The sequence below is a fragment of the Embleya sp. NBC_00896 genome (assembly GCF_045207785.1).
GTDB lineage: Bacteria > Actinomycetota > Actinomycetes > Streptomycetales > Streptomycetaceae > Embleya.
The window spans coordinates 4,186,975-4,202,267 of the sequence record NZ_CP108776.1 but is presented as its reverse complement, the minus strand read 5'-3'; the positions used below and the strand labels follow the sequence as shown (position 1 = coordinate 4,202,267).

Below are 15,293 nucleotides of genomic sequence, written 5' to 3'. Positions count from 1 at the left end.
CGACCACGGGGAGTTCTGTGGCTACGAATGACCGGACCGACAAGGGCACGAGTGCCGACGCGGCCCTCGTGAGGGCCGCGCTGGAATCCGTGGCCCCGGGCACCGCCCTGCGCGACGGCCTGGAGCGCATTCTCCGGGGCAACACCGGCGGCCTGATCGTGCTTGGCTTCGACAAGACGGTGGAGGCGCTGTCCACGGGGGGCTTCGTGCTCGACGTCGAGTTCTCCGCGACCCGGCTGCGCGAGCTGTGCAAGCTCGACGGCGGGGTCGTGGTCGACCGCGAGTGCACGAAGATCGTCCGTGCGGGCGTCCAACTCGTCCCCGACCCGTCGATTCCGACGGAGGAGACGGGCACGCGGCACCGCACCGCCGAGCGCGTCAACAAGCAGACCGGCTACCCGGTGGTCTCGGTGAGCCAGTCGATGCGCCTGATCGCGCTGTACGTGAACGGCAAGCGGCACGTCCTGGAGGACTCGGCGGCGATCCTGTCCCGGGCCAACCAGGCGCTCGCGACCCTGGAGCGGTACAAGCTGCGGCTCGACGAGGTGTCGGGCACGCTGTCCGCCCTGGAGATCGAGGACCTGGTCACCGTCCGGGACGTGTGCGCGGTGTCGCAGCGGCTGGAGATGGTGCGCCTGATCGCGCGCGAGATCGACGGCTACGTCACCGAGCTGGGTGTCGACGGCCGGCTGCTCTCGCTCCAGCTCGAAGAGCTGATCGCGGGCGTCGAGGACGACCGCAAGCTCGTCGCGCGCGACTACGTCCCCGAACGCGCGATCAAGCGCGGCCGGACCGAGGCCGACGTGCTCGCCGAGCTCGACGGCCTCGCGCACGCCGATCTGCTCGACCTGCAGACGGTGGCCCGTGCGCTCGGCTTCACCTCGGGCCACGAGGTGCTCGACTCGGCGGTCAGCCCGCGCGGCTACCGACTGCTCGCGAAGGTCCCCCGGCTCCCACCCGTGGTGATCGAGCGGCTCGTGGAGCACTTCGGCGGCCTGCAGAAGCTGCTCGCGGCGAGCGTCGACGACCTCCAGGCCGTGGACGGCGTCGGCGAGGCGCGCGCCCGCAGCGTGCGCGAGGGGCTGTCCCGACTCGCCGAGTCCTCGATCCTGGAGCGCTACGTGTAACGCACGCCCCAGGGCACGAGAACGCTCACGAACACGAAGGAGGGCCCCGGCGACGCCGGGGCCCTCCTTCGTGCTTTCGTGCGTTCGTCGTTACTTGCCCACCGTGGCGGTGAACACGAACTCGCCGGACGGTTCGAGACCCGCCAGCGTGCCCTTCGCGCGGTAGGCCGCCTTGTCCGCCGGAGCCGTCTTGGTCTGGCCGCCGTTCGTCGCGCACTGCGCGGCGTTCGAGCGGGTCCAGGACCAGTCGCGGGTGACCGCCACGGCCTGCGCGTCGCCCGGCTGGAGCTGGCGCACGTCGGTGGCCGCGCCCGTGGCGCAGTCGGCCGAGCTCCACAGCCGCTCGGGGCCGGACAGCACCTCGATGTAGGCGTTCTTCGGCGCGAGATCCAGGTAGCAGGTCGACCCGGTCTGGTTCGTGACCAACAGCTTCAGCGCCACGTTCTGCCCGGCGTTGTAGGCGGTCTTGCCCGCCTCGACGGGCAGGAGCTGCACCCGGATCATGCTCGGGTTGCACCACACGCCGCCGTTCGGGGCGGCCTTGCCGCCGGCGCTCACCGCGCCGCCGGTGCCGGCCGTGCCCGCCGACTGACCGGCGGTCTGCGCAGGCTGCCCCCCGGGCTGACCGGACGTGCCGGCGGCCGTGCCCGGAGTGCCCCCGGTGCCCGGCGTGCCGGTGCTACCGCCCGGGATCGGCGGGTTCGCGCCGGTCGTCGGGTTCGGTCCGGGCGTGATGGTGCCCGGATCGGCCGAGGCCGAGCCGCTCGGCCCCGGTTTCTTGTTCGAGGCGTTCTTCTTGTCGTCGGAGTCCCCACCGGCAGTGCATGCCCAGGCCACGAGCGCGATCAACAGCGCGAGGGCGAGCAGCACGATGACCCGCCGACGCCAATACACGGTTGACGGCAGGTGACCCACGGGGCGGCGCATCGAGTCCACGCGCAAACTCTAGGGGAGATCGTTACGCCGTCCGGTGTAGCCACACCGTTCGACGCGTTGCAATTTCGGCCGTGTCGCGCCCGAAGAAGCCCTGGTCGCAGGCGCTTTCCGGCATTTGGGGGCAGAACCCCTCGTCACTCGGGCGAGTGAGTGCCCGTAACGTGCGAGGATCGGAGCGAGATGTCACACGTACTGCACGAGCCGATCCTCGACTGGTATTCGGCCCACCAACGCGATCTGCCCTGGCGCACCCCCGACACGTCCGCGTGGGCGGTGCTGGTCAGCGAGTTCATGCTCCAACAAACCCCGGTGGCCCGAGTTCGGCCGGTCTACGACGCGTGGCTGACCCGCTGGCCGACGCCGACCGCGCTGGCCGCCGACGAACCGGGCGAGGCGGTCCGGCTGTGGGGCCGGCTCGGCTACCCGCGCCGCGCGCTGCGGCTGCACGGCGCGGCGACCGCGATCGTCGCGCGGCACGCCGGCGAAGTCCCCTCCGCCCACGCGGATCTGCTCGCGCTGCCGGGTGTGGGCGAGTACACCGCCGCCGCCGTCGCGTCGTTCGCCTTCCGGCAGCGGCACATCGTCCTGGACACCAACGTGCGCCGGGTGATCGGCCGCGCGATCGACGGTGTCGAGTATCCGCCGCAGGCCACCACGTCGGCCGAACGGCGCACCGCGACCACGCTGTTGCCGGACACCGACGAGACGGCCGCCACATGGGCGGTGGCGATCATGGAACTCGGCGCGCTCGTGTGCACCGCGAAGTCGCCCAAGTGCGTGGGCTGTCCGGTCGCCGCGCTGTGCGCGTGGCGGCTCGCGGGCAAGCCCGCCTACGCGGGCCCGCCGCGCCGGGGGCAGAGCTACGCCGGCACCGACCGCCAGGTCCGCGGCAAGCTGCTCGCGGTGCTGCGCGACGCCGAAGGGCCGGTCCCCCGGGCCGCGTTGGACGCCGTGTGGCCCGAGCCCGTACAGCGGGCCCGGGCCCTGGACGGGCTCGTCTCCGACGGCCTGGTCGAGCCGGTGGCAGCCGGCGTCTACCGCCTGCCCACCGGCGTGCCGACCGGCTGACCTCCGGCACCGAGAGACCGGGCTCGGCGGCGCCTTCGGTCAGCGGACCGCGTCGCGCGCGGGGTCCTCGCTCCTCGCCTCGGCCTGGGCCGGCAGCGCCACCACCGGCTCGGCCGCGGACTCGCGCAGACCCACCCGGTCGTGCAGCCGACGCAGCGGCGCCGGGGCGTACCACGCGTGCCGACCGAGCAGACGCATCGCGGCGGGCACCAGGACGCCGCGCACGAGGGTCGCGTCCAGGAGTATCGCCAGCGCCGCGCCGAAGCCGAACAGCTGGAGGAAGCTCACGCTGCTGGTCAGGAACGCCACGAAGGTCACGGCCAGCAGTGCGGCGGCCGTCGTGACGATCCGCCCGGTGCGGCCCAGACCGTGCCGGACCGCGTCCAGATCGGACGCGCCGGCGTCGTGCAGTTCCTTGATCCGACTGGTCACGAAGACCTCGTAGTCCATCGACAGCGCGAACGCGATGCAGAACAGCAGCACCGTCATCGACGTGTCCATGGGCAGCGGCGTGAACCCGAGCAGGTTCGACAGGTGCCCGTCCTGGAACACCCACACGGTGATCCCGACCGCCGCGGTGATGCTGATCCCGTTCAGGAGCAGCGCGCGCAACGGCTGCAGGACGCTCCCGGTGAACAGGAACAGCAGCACGAACGTGCTGAGCACGATCAACCCGAACGCGATCGGCAACCGGTCGCCGATCGACGTCTTGGTGTCCACGAGAGCGGCGTCGGTGCCGCCGACGAGGGCCTCGGTACGGTCCGGCGCGGGGATCGCGCGAACGTCGCGCACCAGGTCCTGCGCGGCGTCCGACTTGGCCGGCAGCGTGGTGATCACGGACAGCAGGCGGGCGTTCGGCCGCACCCGGTCCGCTCCGACGGCGTCCACCCGGGTCACGCCCGGGATCGCCGCGATCCGGGCGGCGTACGCGTCCACCGGGGCCTCGGCGCCGGCGCCGACGAGCACGACGTCCAGCGAACGGGTGTCGTTGAGGCTGTAGTCCTCGCGCAGCGTGTCGCCCACCTGGCGGGCCTGGGTGCTGGTCGGCAGGACCCGCTCGTCGGGCGTGCCGAACTGCACCCCCAGCAGCGGCGAGGCCGCCAGCAGCAGCACCGCGAGCACCGGCAGCGCGGTCAGCGCGGGCCGGCGCGACACGAATTCCGCCAACCGCGACCACACCGGCGCCTCGCCGCCCTGGACGCCCCTGACGCCGCGGATCCGCAGCGACTCGACGCGCGGCCCGAGCACGGTCAGCAGGGCCGGCGCGATGATCAGCGCGGCCAGCGCCGACACGACCACCACGCCGATGCCGGCGTATCCGAACGAGCGCAGGAAGTACTGGGGGAAGACCAGCAGCACGGCGAGCGCGGCGGTGACCGTCGCCGCGGAGAACAGGATCGTCCGTCCGGCGGTGCGCATCGTGCCCACCACCGCGCCGTGCAGGTCGTGGCCGGAGTTCAGCAGTTCGCGGTGTCGGGCCACGATCAGCAGCGCGTAGTCGATCGCGAGCCCCAGGCCCAGCGCGGTGGTGAGGTTGATCGAGAAGATCGACACGTCGGTGAGGCTGCCGAGCACGAACAGCTCGGCGAAGGTGCCCATGATCGCGATGAAGCCGATCACGAGCGGCACGAGCGCCGCGACCAGGCTGCCGAACGCGAGCACGAGCAGCAGCAGCGTCAGCGGTACGGCGATCGCCTCGGCGATCGCGAGGCTGCGGCCGACCTCGCCGTTGACCGCCGGGCCGATCGCGGCGTCGCCGCCGATCCGGAGCTTGAGCGGGCTGTCGGCGGGCGGTGTCGCGCTCGCCGGCAATTCACTGATGTCGTCTTCGACCGAATGGGCGACCAGGAGCGCGCCGCGACCGCCGTCGGCCTTGAGCCCGGGTGCGTTGGTGGTCCAGTAGGAGGCCACCTGATCGAAGCCCGGCGAGGCCGCGAGGGCCGCCGTGAGCCGGCGTCCGGCGTCCGCGACGGCGGGGTCGTCGACGTTCGCGCCGTTCTTCGCGCGGACCTCGACGACGAGGTTGGGGCGTCCGCCGAAGGTGTCGTCGATCGTGTCCTGGGCCCGGGTCGAGGCCGCGTTCGGCGCGTCGAAGCCGCCCGACTGGAGCTTGCCGAAGGCCCCGAAGCCCACCCCGGCCGCGACAAGCAACAGCAGCGCGCCGATCACGAGCACGGCGCGTGCCCGGCGGTACACGAGATCCCCTAGCCGTTCGAGCATGATCATCGACCTTCCATGCGGTCCGTGGGGGACGGACGGTGCCAAAACCACACAAGCGATGTTGACGCCGATAACAATGTTTGCATTGATAACTTGGCAGTGAATGTGCGCACTGTCAACATGGGACTGGATCGAACGGAGAAACATGTCAGCCGAGCAAGCCGGTGGAGCCGCGGGTCGCCGCGGCTACCACCACGGAGATCTCCGCAACGCGTTGACCGAGGCGGCCGTCGAACTGGCCCGGGCGGGTGGGCCGCAGGCGATCGTGCTGCGCGAGGTCGCACGCACCACGACGGTGTCCTCGACCGCCGCCTACCGGCATTTCGCCAACCACCACGAGCTGGTCATGGCGGTCAAGGACCGCGGTCTGCAGATGCTCGCGGCCGCGATGCGCGCCGAGTTGGCTCGGGGCGAGCCCCGACCGGACCCGGGCGACGAGGCGATGCGCCGGCTGCGCGCCGCGGGGATGGGCTACGTGCGCTTCGCGTTCGCCGAGCCCGGCCTGTTCCGGACGATCTTCTACGGGATGACCGACGACGAACCGACGATCGGCCGTCGCCAGGCGGATGCCGCGGGCGGCGCCTACCAGATGGACGGCGCGCCGGACGAGTCCGAGGAGTCGTACGCGATGATGTCCCACGCGCTCGACGACCTGGTCGCGTGCGGCCGACTCGCGGCCGAGAACCGGCCGTACTCGGACATCGTGATGTGGTCCGCCGTGCACGGGCTCAGCGTGCTGCTGCTCGACACCGAACTGGCCCGCCTCTCGGACGAGGTCAAGGCGGCGATCGTCGATCGCGGCCTCGACGTGGCCCTGAACGGGCTGTGAGCCCCGGCCGGACCGGGCACGGCCGGACCGCTCGTGGCCGGGTCGTTCGCCCGTTGGGGCCCTTCGGGAGCCCGCCAACAGGCGCCCGCGACGATCCGCTTCCAGGATCGAAGACATGAGCGCCGAATTCGCAGCCAAGACCGCCATCGTGACCGGCGCCGCCTCGGGCATCGGCGCGGCCATCGCCAGGCGACTCGCCGCCGACGGCGCCCGCGTGGTGGTCGCCGACCTCGACGACCTCGGCGCGTCCCGGACGGCCGCCGAGATCAACGAGGCCGGCGGCACCGCGCGGGGGATGCGGGTGGACGTGGCCGTGCCCGAGTCCTGCGCGGCACTGGTGGACGCCGCCGTCGAGACGTTCGGCGGGCTGCACCTGGCCGTGAACAACGCGGGCATCACCGGCCCGCACGCGCACACCGGGGACTACCCGCCGGACGGCTGGCGCAAGGTGATCGACGTCAACCTGAGCGGCGTCTTCTTCTGCATGCGCTACCAGATCCCCGCGATGCTGAAGAACGGCGGGGCGATCGTCAACATGGCCTCGATCCTGGCCTCGGTCGGCTTCCCGAACGCCGTCGGGTACGTCGCCGCCAAGCACGGCGTGCTCGGCCTGACCAAGACCGCCGCGATCGAGTACGCGCAGCGCGGGATCCGGATCACCGCGGTCGGCCCCGGCTTCATCGAGACCCCGCTGCTCAAGGAGTCCGACGCCGAGGCGCACGCCGCGCTCGCGAGGCTGCACCCGATGGGCCGGCTCGGCGTGGCCGACGAAGTGGCCGACGTGGTCGCGTTCCTGCTGTCCGATCGGGCCTCGTTCGTCACCGGCAGCCATCACCTGGTCGACGGCGGCTACACCGCACCGTGACCGCTGCGGGTCCGGCCGGCCACCGGACCGCGCGCTCGTCGGGTCGGTCGGGGGCCGCCGGAATACCTGCCGAGGGTATGTGGTTCTGCCCCATGTCCGATGCCGTCACGAGCACCGCGAAAGGAGCCGACCGTGACGCTGACCCTGGAGAACTACCGAGTGGCCGAGGAACTGGTCGAGCGGCGCGACCCGCTGGGCGCACTGCGCATCCTGGAGCCGGTGCTCGACGAGGAGCGCGACAACGTCGCCGTGCAGCAGCTCGCCGGCCGCGCCTACTTCCTCTCGCTCCAACTGCGGCGGGCCGAGGCGACGCTGCGTCGGGTCGTGGAACTGGACCCGTGTGACGCGTGGGCCACCCACGCGCTCGGCCGGACCCTGGAGCGGGCCGGTCGCGGCGTCGAGGGCGCGCCGTACCTGCGGCTCGCGGCGGCGATGAACCCGGAGCCCGACTACGTGGCGGCCGCGGCGAAGTACGCCGACTGACCACTCAGTTCGTGGCGGCGGTGGACCGAGGGTCCGCCGCCGCTTCGGCGTTCGCCGGACCGAACGGCCATCGCGCCCAGGTCAGCGCGAGCAGCAGCTGCGCGGCGACGTACGCGGGCATCACGACCGCGTCCTGGCCCGGCACCAGGTCCACCTCCGCGATCCCCAGCGCGATCACCGCGTCGGAGAACAGGAACAGCGCCCCGCCGAGCCCGGCCCGCCACGAGACGCCGGCCGCGCACACGGCCATCGCGGTCAACAGGAGGCTGTAGCCGAGCACCGGGACCAGCAAGTCGTCCAGGCCGCGCCAGACGAGCGCCATCATCGCGGCCCACACGAGCAGGTACACCGCGGGCAGCCCGCGCGGCATCGAGATGCCCGCGCGCCGGAAGGCCACGATGTAGCAGACGTGGCCGACCGCGAACCCGCCCATCCCGATCATGAACGTCGCGTCGTGGTCCACGAGCAGCCCGACGTCGCCGACGAACCCGCCCGCGAGCGCGGCGATCGGCAGCCCCGACCGGGTGCCGGGGCGCGCGGTCGCCACGAGGAAGGCGACCAGCACGGGCATCAGCAGCGTCTTGGTGACCCAGCGCGGCTCGGTCAGGTCGATCGCGGCGAACACGGTGTCGGCCAGGCCGAGCACGAGATACCCGACGAGGAGCGCCCGTGGCCTCACGCGGTGGCTTCCGCGCCGGCCGGTCGCGGGCCCGCCTCGGCCGGCACCGGCGGTGCGGGCTGCCAGCCGGGCCCGCGGAACACCCGTCCCAGGCGCGCCCGCCAGGTCCGCGAGGCGCGCACGTCGCGGGCGATCGCCGCGTACTCGTGGAAGGCCACGCGCAGGGGGTTGTACGTCTCGATGTTCTTGGTGAGCCCGTAGTTCACCGGCTCGCCCTCGGGCTCGAAGCTGCGGAACAGCCGGTCCCACAGGATCAGGATGCCGCCGTAGTTGCGGTCCAGGTACTGCGGGTTCGAGCCGTGGTGCACGCGGTGGTGCGAAGGCGTGTTGAACACGAACTCGATCGGCTTCCAGAGCTTGTCGATGCGCTCCGTGTGGATCCAGAACTGGTAGAGCAGGTTGATCGAGAACGAGGTCACGACCATCGCGAACGGGAAACCGAGCAGCAGCATCGGCCCGATGAACACGATGTGGTGCGCCCCGGTCCAGGTCTGCCGCAGCGCGGTGGACAGGTTGTAGTGCCGGCTGGAGTGATGCACGACGTGACTGGCCCACAGCAGTCGGACCTCGTGGCCGGCGCGGTGTTCCCAGTAGTAGAAGAGGTCCACCCCGACGATCACCAGGACCCACGTCCACCACGTGTAGTCGAGGCGCAGCGGCGTCAGTTCGTGCAGTCCCTCCCAGGCCAGGACGGTCAGCAACCCCCAACCGAGGCCGGCCGCGATGCTGCCGAGGCCCATGGTCAGGCTCGTCGCGGTGTCCTTCACCGCGTACCCGCGCTCGCTGTCGTCGGGAGCGAATCGGTACGAAACCCACTCGACGACCAGGAGGAGGGTGAAGGCCGGAATGGCGAACACCGTGAGGTCCATGCCTCGGACCCTACTGGCGGGTAACGCCGTACGGAAGAGGTGATTTCACCGGAATCCCCGGAAACCGGCGCTCGGCTTCCCGACGCACCGGGCGAAGCCCCCGGCCGCCGCCGGAGAACCGGCCGGGGGCGATCGGGGGCTTCGCGAGCGGAGCGCTCGAGCGGGCGCGCTACATGTTCTTGTCCGGGCGCGCGCCCATGTTCCTGTCCCGTCGCTCGCCCATGTTCTTTTCCGGCCGCGCGCCCATGTTCTTGTCCGGGCGCGCGCCCATGTTCTTGTCGAGTCGCTCGCCCGTGTCGTCGAGGCGCTGCACCTTGTCGCCGTCGTGCAGTTCGATCCGCTCGCGACGGACCTCCTCGGTCACCCGCTGCTCGCCCGCGATCCGCTTGGAGACCAGGCGGATGCGCTCCACGGGGACGACCTCCTTGCGGACGATGACCCGTTCGGCGTGCAGCACGATCTCGTGCGCGGCCTCGTGCATGTCCGGACCGTCGAGTGCGGCGGCCCGGTTCGCGTTGGTGATCGGTTCGCGGACGATCTCCCACTCCTCGTGCATGATCGGCACGACCCTCTCCACCCGCTCGGTCTCGATGACCTTGCGGAGCGTGGCACGGCCGGCCTCGATCGTCTCGACCTGCACGTCGATGCGTTCCTCGGAACGGGTCATCGCGTTGTCGGTGCCGGACTTGGCGGACGTCGCCGCGCCCCGGGCCATGCCCGGGGCGGAAGTGGTCGAGCGGGTCGGGGTGGCCGCCGGGGTGGGCGAGGCCATGCCGGACTTCGCGTCCGCGTCCGTCGCCGGGCGCGCGGGCCGATCGGTCACGGTGCCGGCCGCCGCGGTCGCCTGGAGCGAGTCGGACCGCATCGACGGGTCGTGCTTGCCGGTCAGCTCCTCGAAGCCCTCGTCCGTGCCCGCGAGCTGGGACTTGGACATGTCGGCCCGGTGCTGTCGCCCGCCGGCCGCCGCTCCCGCCGCTCCCGCCGCTCCGGCGGCTCCGGCGGCTCCGGCGGCTCCGGGCGCCCTACCCGCGGGGCCGCCGGCGCCGCGGGGAGCCCCGGTGCGGGTCATGCCGGTGGAGGGTGTGACGCTGTAGTGGCGGTAGAGGCGGGCCTCTTCCTCGGGGGAGAGGTGCTCGTCCGAGCCGAGGCTCGGGGCCTCCTTGACGAGTTCCTTGTCGAAGGGCACACGCAGGTCGTCGCCTTGCATCTCGGCCGGTCCGAGCGGCACGAAGCTTTCGCGTCCGCCGAACATCCCGGTCTTGACGGTGACCCACTCCGGCTCGCCGGTGCGGTCGTCCAGGTACACCTGGCCGATGGACCCGATCTTGCTGCCTTCGGAATCGACGACCTTGCGGCCGATCAGTTCCTGCGGGGTGACATTCGTCTTCACGAGCCAACGCTCCTGTTCCCGGCGTCGCGGCAGGGATGCCGCGACCTGGCGGTCGTCGTGTGGGAGCTCCGATCACCAGCAGACGGCGAATCGAACGAAGCGACAACCGGAGGTACCCGGGACCGGACCCGCCCGAAGTCACCGGTGGCCTTGGCATCAGCGGGAACCCGCCATGTGGCGGACCGTGGGCACGGCACGGGGATTCACCCGATCGGGTGAATCTCGGCCGACCTCGGCGGGGCCGGCGGGTGTCCCCCGGAGACCGGCGCGGACCCCCGGGAGCCGTCTCGTGAAGCCCGTCCGGCAGGATTTGTGGCGTGCGGGAGCTGATCGATCACGACGAGCTGGTGCGCCGTTGCGACGGGGACGCGATGTGCGTCTGGGCCGCTCAGGGGCTCGTCGGTGGACGGCGGGCGTGGGCGAGTGCGGACGGGCGGGCGGTCGCGGTCGCCGGGGCCGGGTTGTCCCGACGCGACCGAGTGGCGGTGTACGGGCCGCCGGCCGCGCTGGTGCCGCTGGTACGCGACGTCATGGCCGAGGTGGGGCCGACGTACCGGCCGTTCGGCGCCCCGGAACGAATCGCCGCGCTCGTGGCGGGCGTGCCGGAGCTGGTCGAGGTCGGGGCCTTCGGGTGGATGGACCTGCCCGGGCCGAGCGGACCGGACCCGGGCGTCGGCCCGGCCCATTGGCTGGCCGACGACGCGGCGGACGAGGTCGCGGCGCTGATCGAGACCGGATTCCCCACCTCCTACGCCAAACCGGGCATGCCCGGCGTCGAGCGCTGGGCGGGGGTGCGCGACAGCGACGGCGAGCTGCTCGCGGTGGCCGCGCTCGCGTGGTCCGCGCCGAGCATCGGCCTGCTCGCGGGGGTCGGGGTGGGCCCGGCCGCCCGAGGACGCGGACTCGGCCGGGTCGTGTGCGCGTTCGTTCTGGCCGAGGCACTCGCCCGGCACGGCGCCGCCGCCCTCATGGTCGAAGAATCCAACCACGCCGCGGTGCGGCTGTACGAGAGCCTCGGCATGACCTATCGGCCGGTGAAGGCCGCCGCGTGGCGGGGCCCCTGACGCCGGGTCGGGGGCGTTCGCTCACGATCCCGTGCGCCATGGGCCGCCGGTACAGCCCGCCGGTGGGTCGGTCGGTCCGTTGCGCAGCCACCCGGTGCCCCGACAGTGCGGGCAGCGGGTGCCGGCCCAGACCGTCGAGACCTCGTGCCGCCGGTTCCGATAGGCCCGGCCGGAGGTGTCGAGCCCGGTGCCCTGGCAGCCCGTGCACTGGATCGCCTCGCTCGCCCCGGCATCCTCGTCGCCGATCTCGTCCGTCACCGTGTCCGCCTCCGCTCCCCCGCACCTCGCCACTCGCGGCATCCGGTCGCTGTCCGTAGCATGATCGTCGACACCCAGTATTCGCCTTTGCCGGCGCGCATACCGGGAATCCCACCGATGCATCGCGCCGTGTCGGACGATCGAACGTTTGTAGGTTTCCGTCATGACCATGACGATCCGCCCCGCGACCGCGCGGGACCTGCCCGGGGTGCTCGCGCTGTACGCCGAGTTCAATCCCGACGACGTGCCGCTGCCGATCGAGGACGCGCATCTGATCTGGGCAGACATCGGCACCCAGCGCGGTCGTACGGTGCTGGTGGCGGACGTGGCCGGGACGATCGTCGGCACCGCCGACTGCGCGGTGCTGCCCAATCTCACGCGCGGTGGGCGCTCGATCATGTTCGTGGAGAACGTCGTGGTCGCGGCGGCGCACCGCAGGCGCGGCATCGGACGCCGGCTGCTCGCGGCGGCTGTCACGACGGCCGCCGACTCGGGCTGCTACAAGATCGAGCTCCTGGCCGTCGACGAGGCCGAGGCGCACGCGTTCTACCAGGCATGCGGCTTCGAGACGCGCGCCCTGGGCTTTCGGCACTACCTCCCGCGCCCGGGCGGCTGAGCCGAGCGCGCCACGGTCGGAACGCGAAGGGGCCGCCCTCGGGAAGTGATTCCCGGGGGCGGCCCCTTCGGTCCGGTACTACTCCTTGGTCAGGTTCGGGCCCGAACCGGTCGCCTCGATGGGCGGCGCGTCCGGCAGCGGTGCCTTCTCCATGCCCTCGAAGGTGAAGTTCTCTTCCTTGCCCTCACCCTCGGTGTCGACCACGATGATCGACCCGGAGCGCAGCTCGCCGTAGAGGATCTTCTCGGAGAGGTTGTCCTCGATCTGGCGCTGGATCGTCCGACGGAGCGGACGGGCGCCGAGCAGCGGGTCGTAGCCCCGCTTGGCGAGCAGGGCCTTGGCGGCCGGACGGAGCTCGATGCCCATGTCACGGTCGCGCAGCCGCTCGTCGACCTTGGCGATCATGAGGTCGACGATCTGGATGATGTCTTCCTCGGAAAGCTGGTGGAAGACGATCGTGTCGTCGACGCGGTTCAGGAACTCGGGCCGGAAGTGCTGCTTGAGCTCTTCGTTGACCTTCGCCTTCATCCGGTCGTAGCCGGTCTTGACGTCGGACGACCCGGAGAATCCCAGGCCGAAGCCCTTCGAGATGTCCCGCGTGCCGAGGTTCGTCGTCATGATGATGACGGTGTTCTTGAAGTCGACGACCCGACCCTGGGAATCGGTCAGGCGACCGTCTTCCAGAATCTGCAGAAGCGAGTTGAAGATGTCCGGGTGGGCCTTCTCGACCTCGTCGAACAGGACGACCGAGAAAGGCTTGCGACGCACCTTCTCGGTGAGCTGGCCACCCTCTTCGTAACCCACATATCCGGGCGGGGAACCGAACAGTCGCGAGACCGTGTGCTTCTCCGAGAACTCGCTCATGTCGAGCTGGATCAGCGCGTCCTCGTCGCCGAAGAGGAACTCGGCGAGGGTCTTCGACAGCTCGGTCTTACCGACACCGGACGGGCCGGCGAAGATGAACGAGCCACCGGGACGCTTCGGGTCCTTGAGCCCGGCGCGGGTGCGCCGGATGGCCTGGGAGAGCGCCTTGATGGCGTCCTTCTGGCCGATGACCCGCTTGTGCAGCTCGTCCTCCATGCGCAGAAGACGGGCCGACTCCTCCTCGGTCAGCTTGAAGACCGGGATGCCGGTGGCGGTCGAGAGAACCTCTGCGATCAGTTCCTCGTCGACCTCGGCCACGACGTCCATGTCGCCGGCCTTCCACTCCTTCTCCCGCTTCGCCTTGTCGGCGAGGAGCTTCTTCTCGCTGTCGCGCAGGGACGCGGCCTTCTCGAAGTCCTGCGCGTCGATCGCGGACTCCTTGTCCCGACGCACGTTGGCGATCTTCTCGTCGAACTCGCGCAGGTCCGGCGGCGCGGTCATGCGACGGATGCGCATGCGCGAGCCGGCCTCGTCGATGAGGTCGATCGCCTTGTCCGGCAGGAACCGGTCGGAGATGTACCGGTCCGCGAGCGTCGCCGCGGCCACGAGGGCCTGGTCGGTGATCGACACGCGGTGGTGCGCCTCGTAACGGTCGCGCAGACCCTTGAGGATCTCGATCGTGTGCGGCAGAGACGGTTCCGCGACCTGGATGGGCTGGAAACGGCGCTCGAGGGCCGCGTCCTTCTCCAAGTGCTTGCGGTACTCGTCGAGCGTGGTCGCACCGATCGTCTGCAGCTCGCCACGCGCCAGCATCGGCTTGAGGATGCTCGCCGCGTCGATCGCGCCTTCGGCGGCACCCGCGCCGACGAGCGTGTGCAGCTCGTCGATGAACAGGATGATGTCGCCGCGCGTGCGGATCTCCTTGAGCACCTTCTTGAGGCGCTCCTCGAAGTCGCCGCGGTAGCGCGAACCGGCGACGAGCGCGCCGAGGTCGAGCGTGTAGAGCTGCTTGTCCTTGAGCGTCTCGGGCACCTCGCCCTTGACGATCGCCTGGGCCAGGCCCTCGACGACGGCGGTCTTGCCGACGCCGGGCTCGCCGATCAGGACGGGGTTGTTCTTGGTGCGGCGGGACAGCACCTGCATGACCCGCTCGATTTCCTTCTCTCGCCCGATGACGGGGTCGAGCTTGCCCTCGCGTGCGGCCTGGGTCAGGTTGCGCCCGAACTGGTCGAGCACGAGGGACGTCGAAGGAGTGCCCTCCTGACCGCTTCCGCCCGGGGCGGCGGATTCCTTGCCGCCCGAGTAGCCGGAGAGCAGCTGGATGACCTGCTGGCGGACCCGGTTGAGGTCGGCGCCGAGCTTCACGAGGACCTGGGCTGCGACACCCTCGCCCTCGCGGATCAGGCCCAGGAGGATGTGCTCCGTGCCGATGTAGTTGTGGCCGAGCTGGAGCGCCTCGCGAAGCGACAGCTCGAGGACCTTCTTCGCACGGGGCGTGAAGGGGATGTGACCGGACGGAGCCTGCTGGCCCTGACCGATGATCTCCTCAACCTGCTGACGCACTGCCTCAAGCGAGATGCCGAGGCTCTCCAGGGCCTTCGCAGCGACGCCCTCACCCTCGTGGATGAGGCCGAGGAGGATGTGCTCAGTACCGATGTAGTTGTGGTTGAGCATCCGGGCCTCCTCCTGAGCCAGGACGACAACCCGCCGCGCGCGGTCGGTGAACCTCTCGAACATCGTTATCGCTCCTCAGAGCGGTCGTGCAGATCGGGGACGGTCCCCTCCCTGTCCTTCCGCATGCTAGTCCTGCACGCAGGACCGCTCGATTCGTCCGTGAAGACGTGCGACCCACGTGTTGCGGACCGCGTTGGACTACTAGTCAAACCCGATGGTGCGAGACGATGTTCCCGCCGGCCACGTACTGAGGCCGATTCCGAGTACGCCAGAAGCGAACGCGGCAATTTCGACCACCGGTTTGACCCGGCCGGATCACCGCCGACTACTCCGCTTCCCCGTCTCCCCTCC

14 protein-coding genes are annotated in these 15,293 nt (G+C 71.0%); 7 read left to right on the top strand and 7 right to left on the bottom strand.

Annotated elements, in window-relative coordinates:
* The first annotated feature begins 17 nt into the window (after positions 1-17).
* Positions 18-1,127, top strand: coding sequence for a DNA integrity scanning diadenylate cyclase DisA (gene disA, locus OG928_RS19190; RefSeq protein WP_406285316.1), 1,110 nt, complete (start codon positions 18-20; stop codon positions 1,125-1,127).
* Between the two features lie 90 nt (positions 1,128-1,217).
* Here disA and OG928_RS19185 read toward each other — a convergent pair whose 3' ends face one another.
* Positions 1,218-2,063: a hypothetical protein gene (locus OG928_RS19185; protein ID WP_406285314.1), complete on the bottom strand. Its 846-nt coding sequence runs from the start codon at positions 2,061-2,063 to the stop codon at positions 1,218-1,220.
* A 180-nt stretch (positions 2,064-2,243) separates the two neighbouring features.
* Here OG928_RS19185 and OG928_RS19180 point away from each other — a divergent pair, with 180 nt between their 5' ends.
* The gene (locus OG928_RS19180; protein WP_406285312.1) at positions 2,244-3,131 is read left to right on the top strand and encodes an A/G-specific adenine glycosylase; all 888 of its coding nucleotides are present in this window, start codon (positions 2,244-2,246) and stop codon (positions 3,129-3,131) included.
* A gap of 39 nt (positions 3,132-3,170) precedes the next feature.
* Here the strand turns inward: OG928_RS19180 and OG928_RS19175 are convergent, their stop codons facing one another.
* Positions 3,171-5,351 (bottom strand): MMPL family transporter, encoded by a 2,181-nt coding sequence (locus tag OG928_RS19175; RefSeq protein ID WP_406291074.1) that lies wholly within the window; start codon positions 5,349-5,351, stop codon positions 3,171-3,173.
* 145 nt (positions 5,352-5,496) lie between these two features.
* Between OG928_RS19175 and OG928_RS19170 the strand changes: the two genes are divergently transcribed.
* From OG928_RS19170 to OG928_RS19160, 3 genes are all read left to right on the top strand, one after another.
* A complete protein-coding gene (locus OG928_RS19170) occupies positions 5,497-6,180 on the top strand; it encodes a TetR/AcrR family transcriptional regulator (protein ID WP_406285309.1) in 684 nt (227 codons plus the stop codon).
* A gap of 115 nt (positions 6,181-6,295) precedes the next feature.
* Positions 6,296-7,045 (top strand): SDR family NAD(P)-dependent oxidoreductase, encoded by a 750-nt coding sequence (locus OG928_RS19165; protein WP_406285306.1) that lies wholly within the window; start codon positions 6,296-6,298, stop codon positions 7,043-7,045.
* Positions 7,046-7,177: 132 nt separating this feature from the next.
* Positions 7,178-7,528: a tetratricopeptide repeat protein gene (locus tag OG928_RS19160; RefSeq protein WP_406285304.1), complete on the top strand. Its 351-nt coding sequence runs from the start codon at positions 7,178-7,180 to the stop codon at positions 7,526-7,528.
* 4 nt (positions 7,529-7,532) lie between these two features.
* On the opposite strand, the gene OG928_RS19155 is transcribed toward OG928_RS19160, so the two are convergent.
* The 3 genes from OG928_RS19155 to OG928_RS19145 all read right to left on the bottom strand — a co-directional run bounded on the left by OG928_RS19155 (position 7,533) and on the right by OG928_RS19145 (position 10,466).
* Entirely contained in the window at positions 7,533-8,207 is a 675-nt protein-coding gene (locus tag OG928_RS19155) for a lysoplasmalogenase (protein WP_406285301.1), read from the bottom strand.
* Entirely contained in the window at positions 8,204-9,076 is an 873-nt protein-coding gene (locus tag OG928_RS19150; protein WP_406285299.1) for a sterol desaturase family protein, read from the bottom strand. Before OG928_RS19150 ends, OG928_RS19155 begins: the two co-directional genes overlap by 4 nt.
* Before the next feature lie 169 nt (positions 9,077-9,245).
* Entirely contained in the window at positions 9,246-10,466 is a 1,221-nt protein-coding gene (locus OG928_RS19145) for a DUF2382 domain-containing protein (protein WP_406285297.1), read from the bottom strand.
* Between the two features lie 317 nt (positions 10,467-10,783).
* On the opposite strand from OG928_RS19145, the gene OG928_RS19140 reads away from it, so the two are divergent.
* Positions 10,784-11,530, top strand: coding sequence for a GNAT family N-acetyltransferase (locus OG928_RS19140; RefSeq protein ID WP_406285294.1), 747 nt, complete (start codon positions 10,784-10,786; stop codon positions 11,528-11,530).
* Between the two features lie 21 nt (positions 11,531-11,551).
* Here OG928_RS19140 and OG928_RS19135 read toward each other — a convergent pair whose 3' ends face one another.
* Complete coding sequence (locus tag OG928_RS19135) at positions 11,552-11,788, bottom strand: hypothetical protein (RefSeq protein WP_406285292.1); 237 nt, start codon at positions 11,786-11,788, stop codon at positions 11,552-11,554.
* Between the two features lie 163 nt (positions 11,789-11,951).
* Between OG928_RS19135 and OG928_RS19130 the strand changes: the two genes are divergently transcribed.
* Positions 11,952-12,404: a GNAT family N-acetyltransferase gene (locus OG928_RS19130; protein ID WP_406285289.1), complete on the top strand. Its 453-nt coding sequence runs from the start codon at positions 11,952-11,954 to the stop codon at positions 12,402-12,404.
* 78 nt (positions 12,405-12,482) lie between these two features.
* Here the strand turns inward: OG928_RS19130 and OG928_RS19125 are convergent, their stop codons facing one another.
* On the bottom strand, positions 12,483-15,005 hold the full coding sequence (locus OG928_RS19125) for an ATP-dependent Clp protease ATP-binding subunit (RefSeq protein ID WP_406285287.1): 2,523 nt from the start codon (positions 15,003-15,005) through the stop codon (positions 12,483-12,485).
* Positions 15,006-15,293: the final 288 nt, after the last annotated feature.

Excerpts from the sequence above, each read along its gene's own strand:
- OG928_RS19180 (WP_406285312.1), top strand. The coding sequence starts at position 2,244 with ATGTCACACGTACTGCACGAGCCGATCCTCGACTGGTATTCGGCCCAC.
- OG928_RS19175 (WP_406291074.1), bottom strand. The coding sequence starts at position 5,351 with ATGCTCGAACGGCTAGGGGATCTCGTGTACCGCCGGGCACGCGCCGTG.
- OG928_RS19170 (WP_406285309.1), top strand. The coding sequence starts at position 5,497 with ATGTCAGCCGAGCAAGCCGGTGGAGCCGCGGGTCGCCGCGGCTACCAC.
- OG928_RS19165 (WP_406285306.1), top strand. The coding sequence starts at position 6,296 with ATGAGCGCCGAATTCGCAGCCAAGACCGCCATCGTGACCGGCGCCGCC.
- OG928_RS19150 (WP_406285299.1), bottom strand. The coding sequence starts at position 9,076 with ATGGACCTCACGGTGTTCGCCATTCCGGCCTTCACCCTCCTCCTGGTC.
- OG928_RS19130 (WP_406285289.1), top strand. The coding sequence starts at position 11,952 with ATGACCATGACGATCCGCCCCGCGACCGCGCGGGACCTGCCCGGGGTG.
- OG928_RS19125 (WP_406285287.1), bottom strand. The coding sequence starts at position 15,005 with ATGTTCGAGAGGTTCACCGACCGCGCGCGGCGGGTTGTCGTCCTGGCT.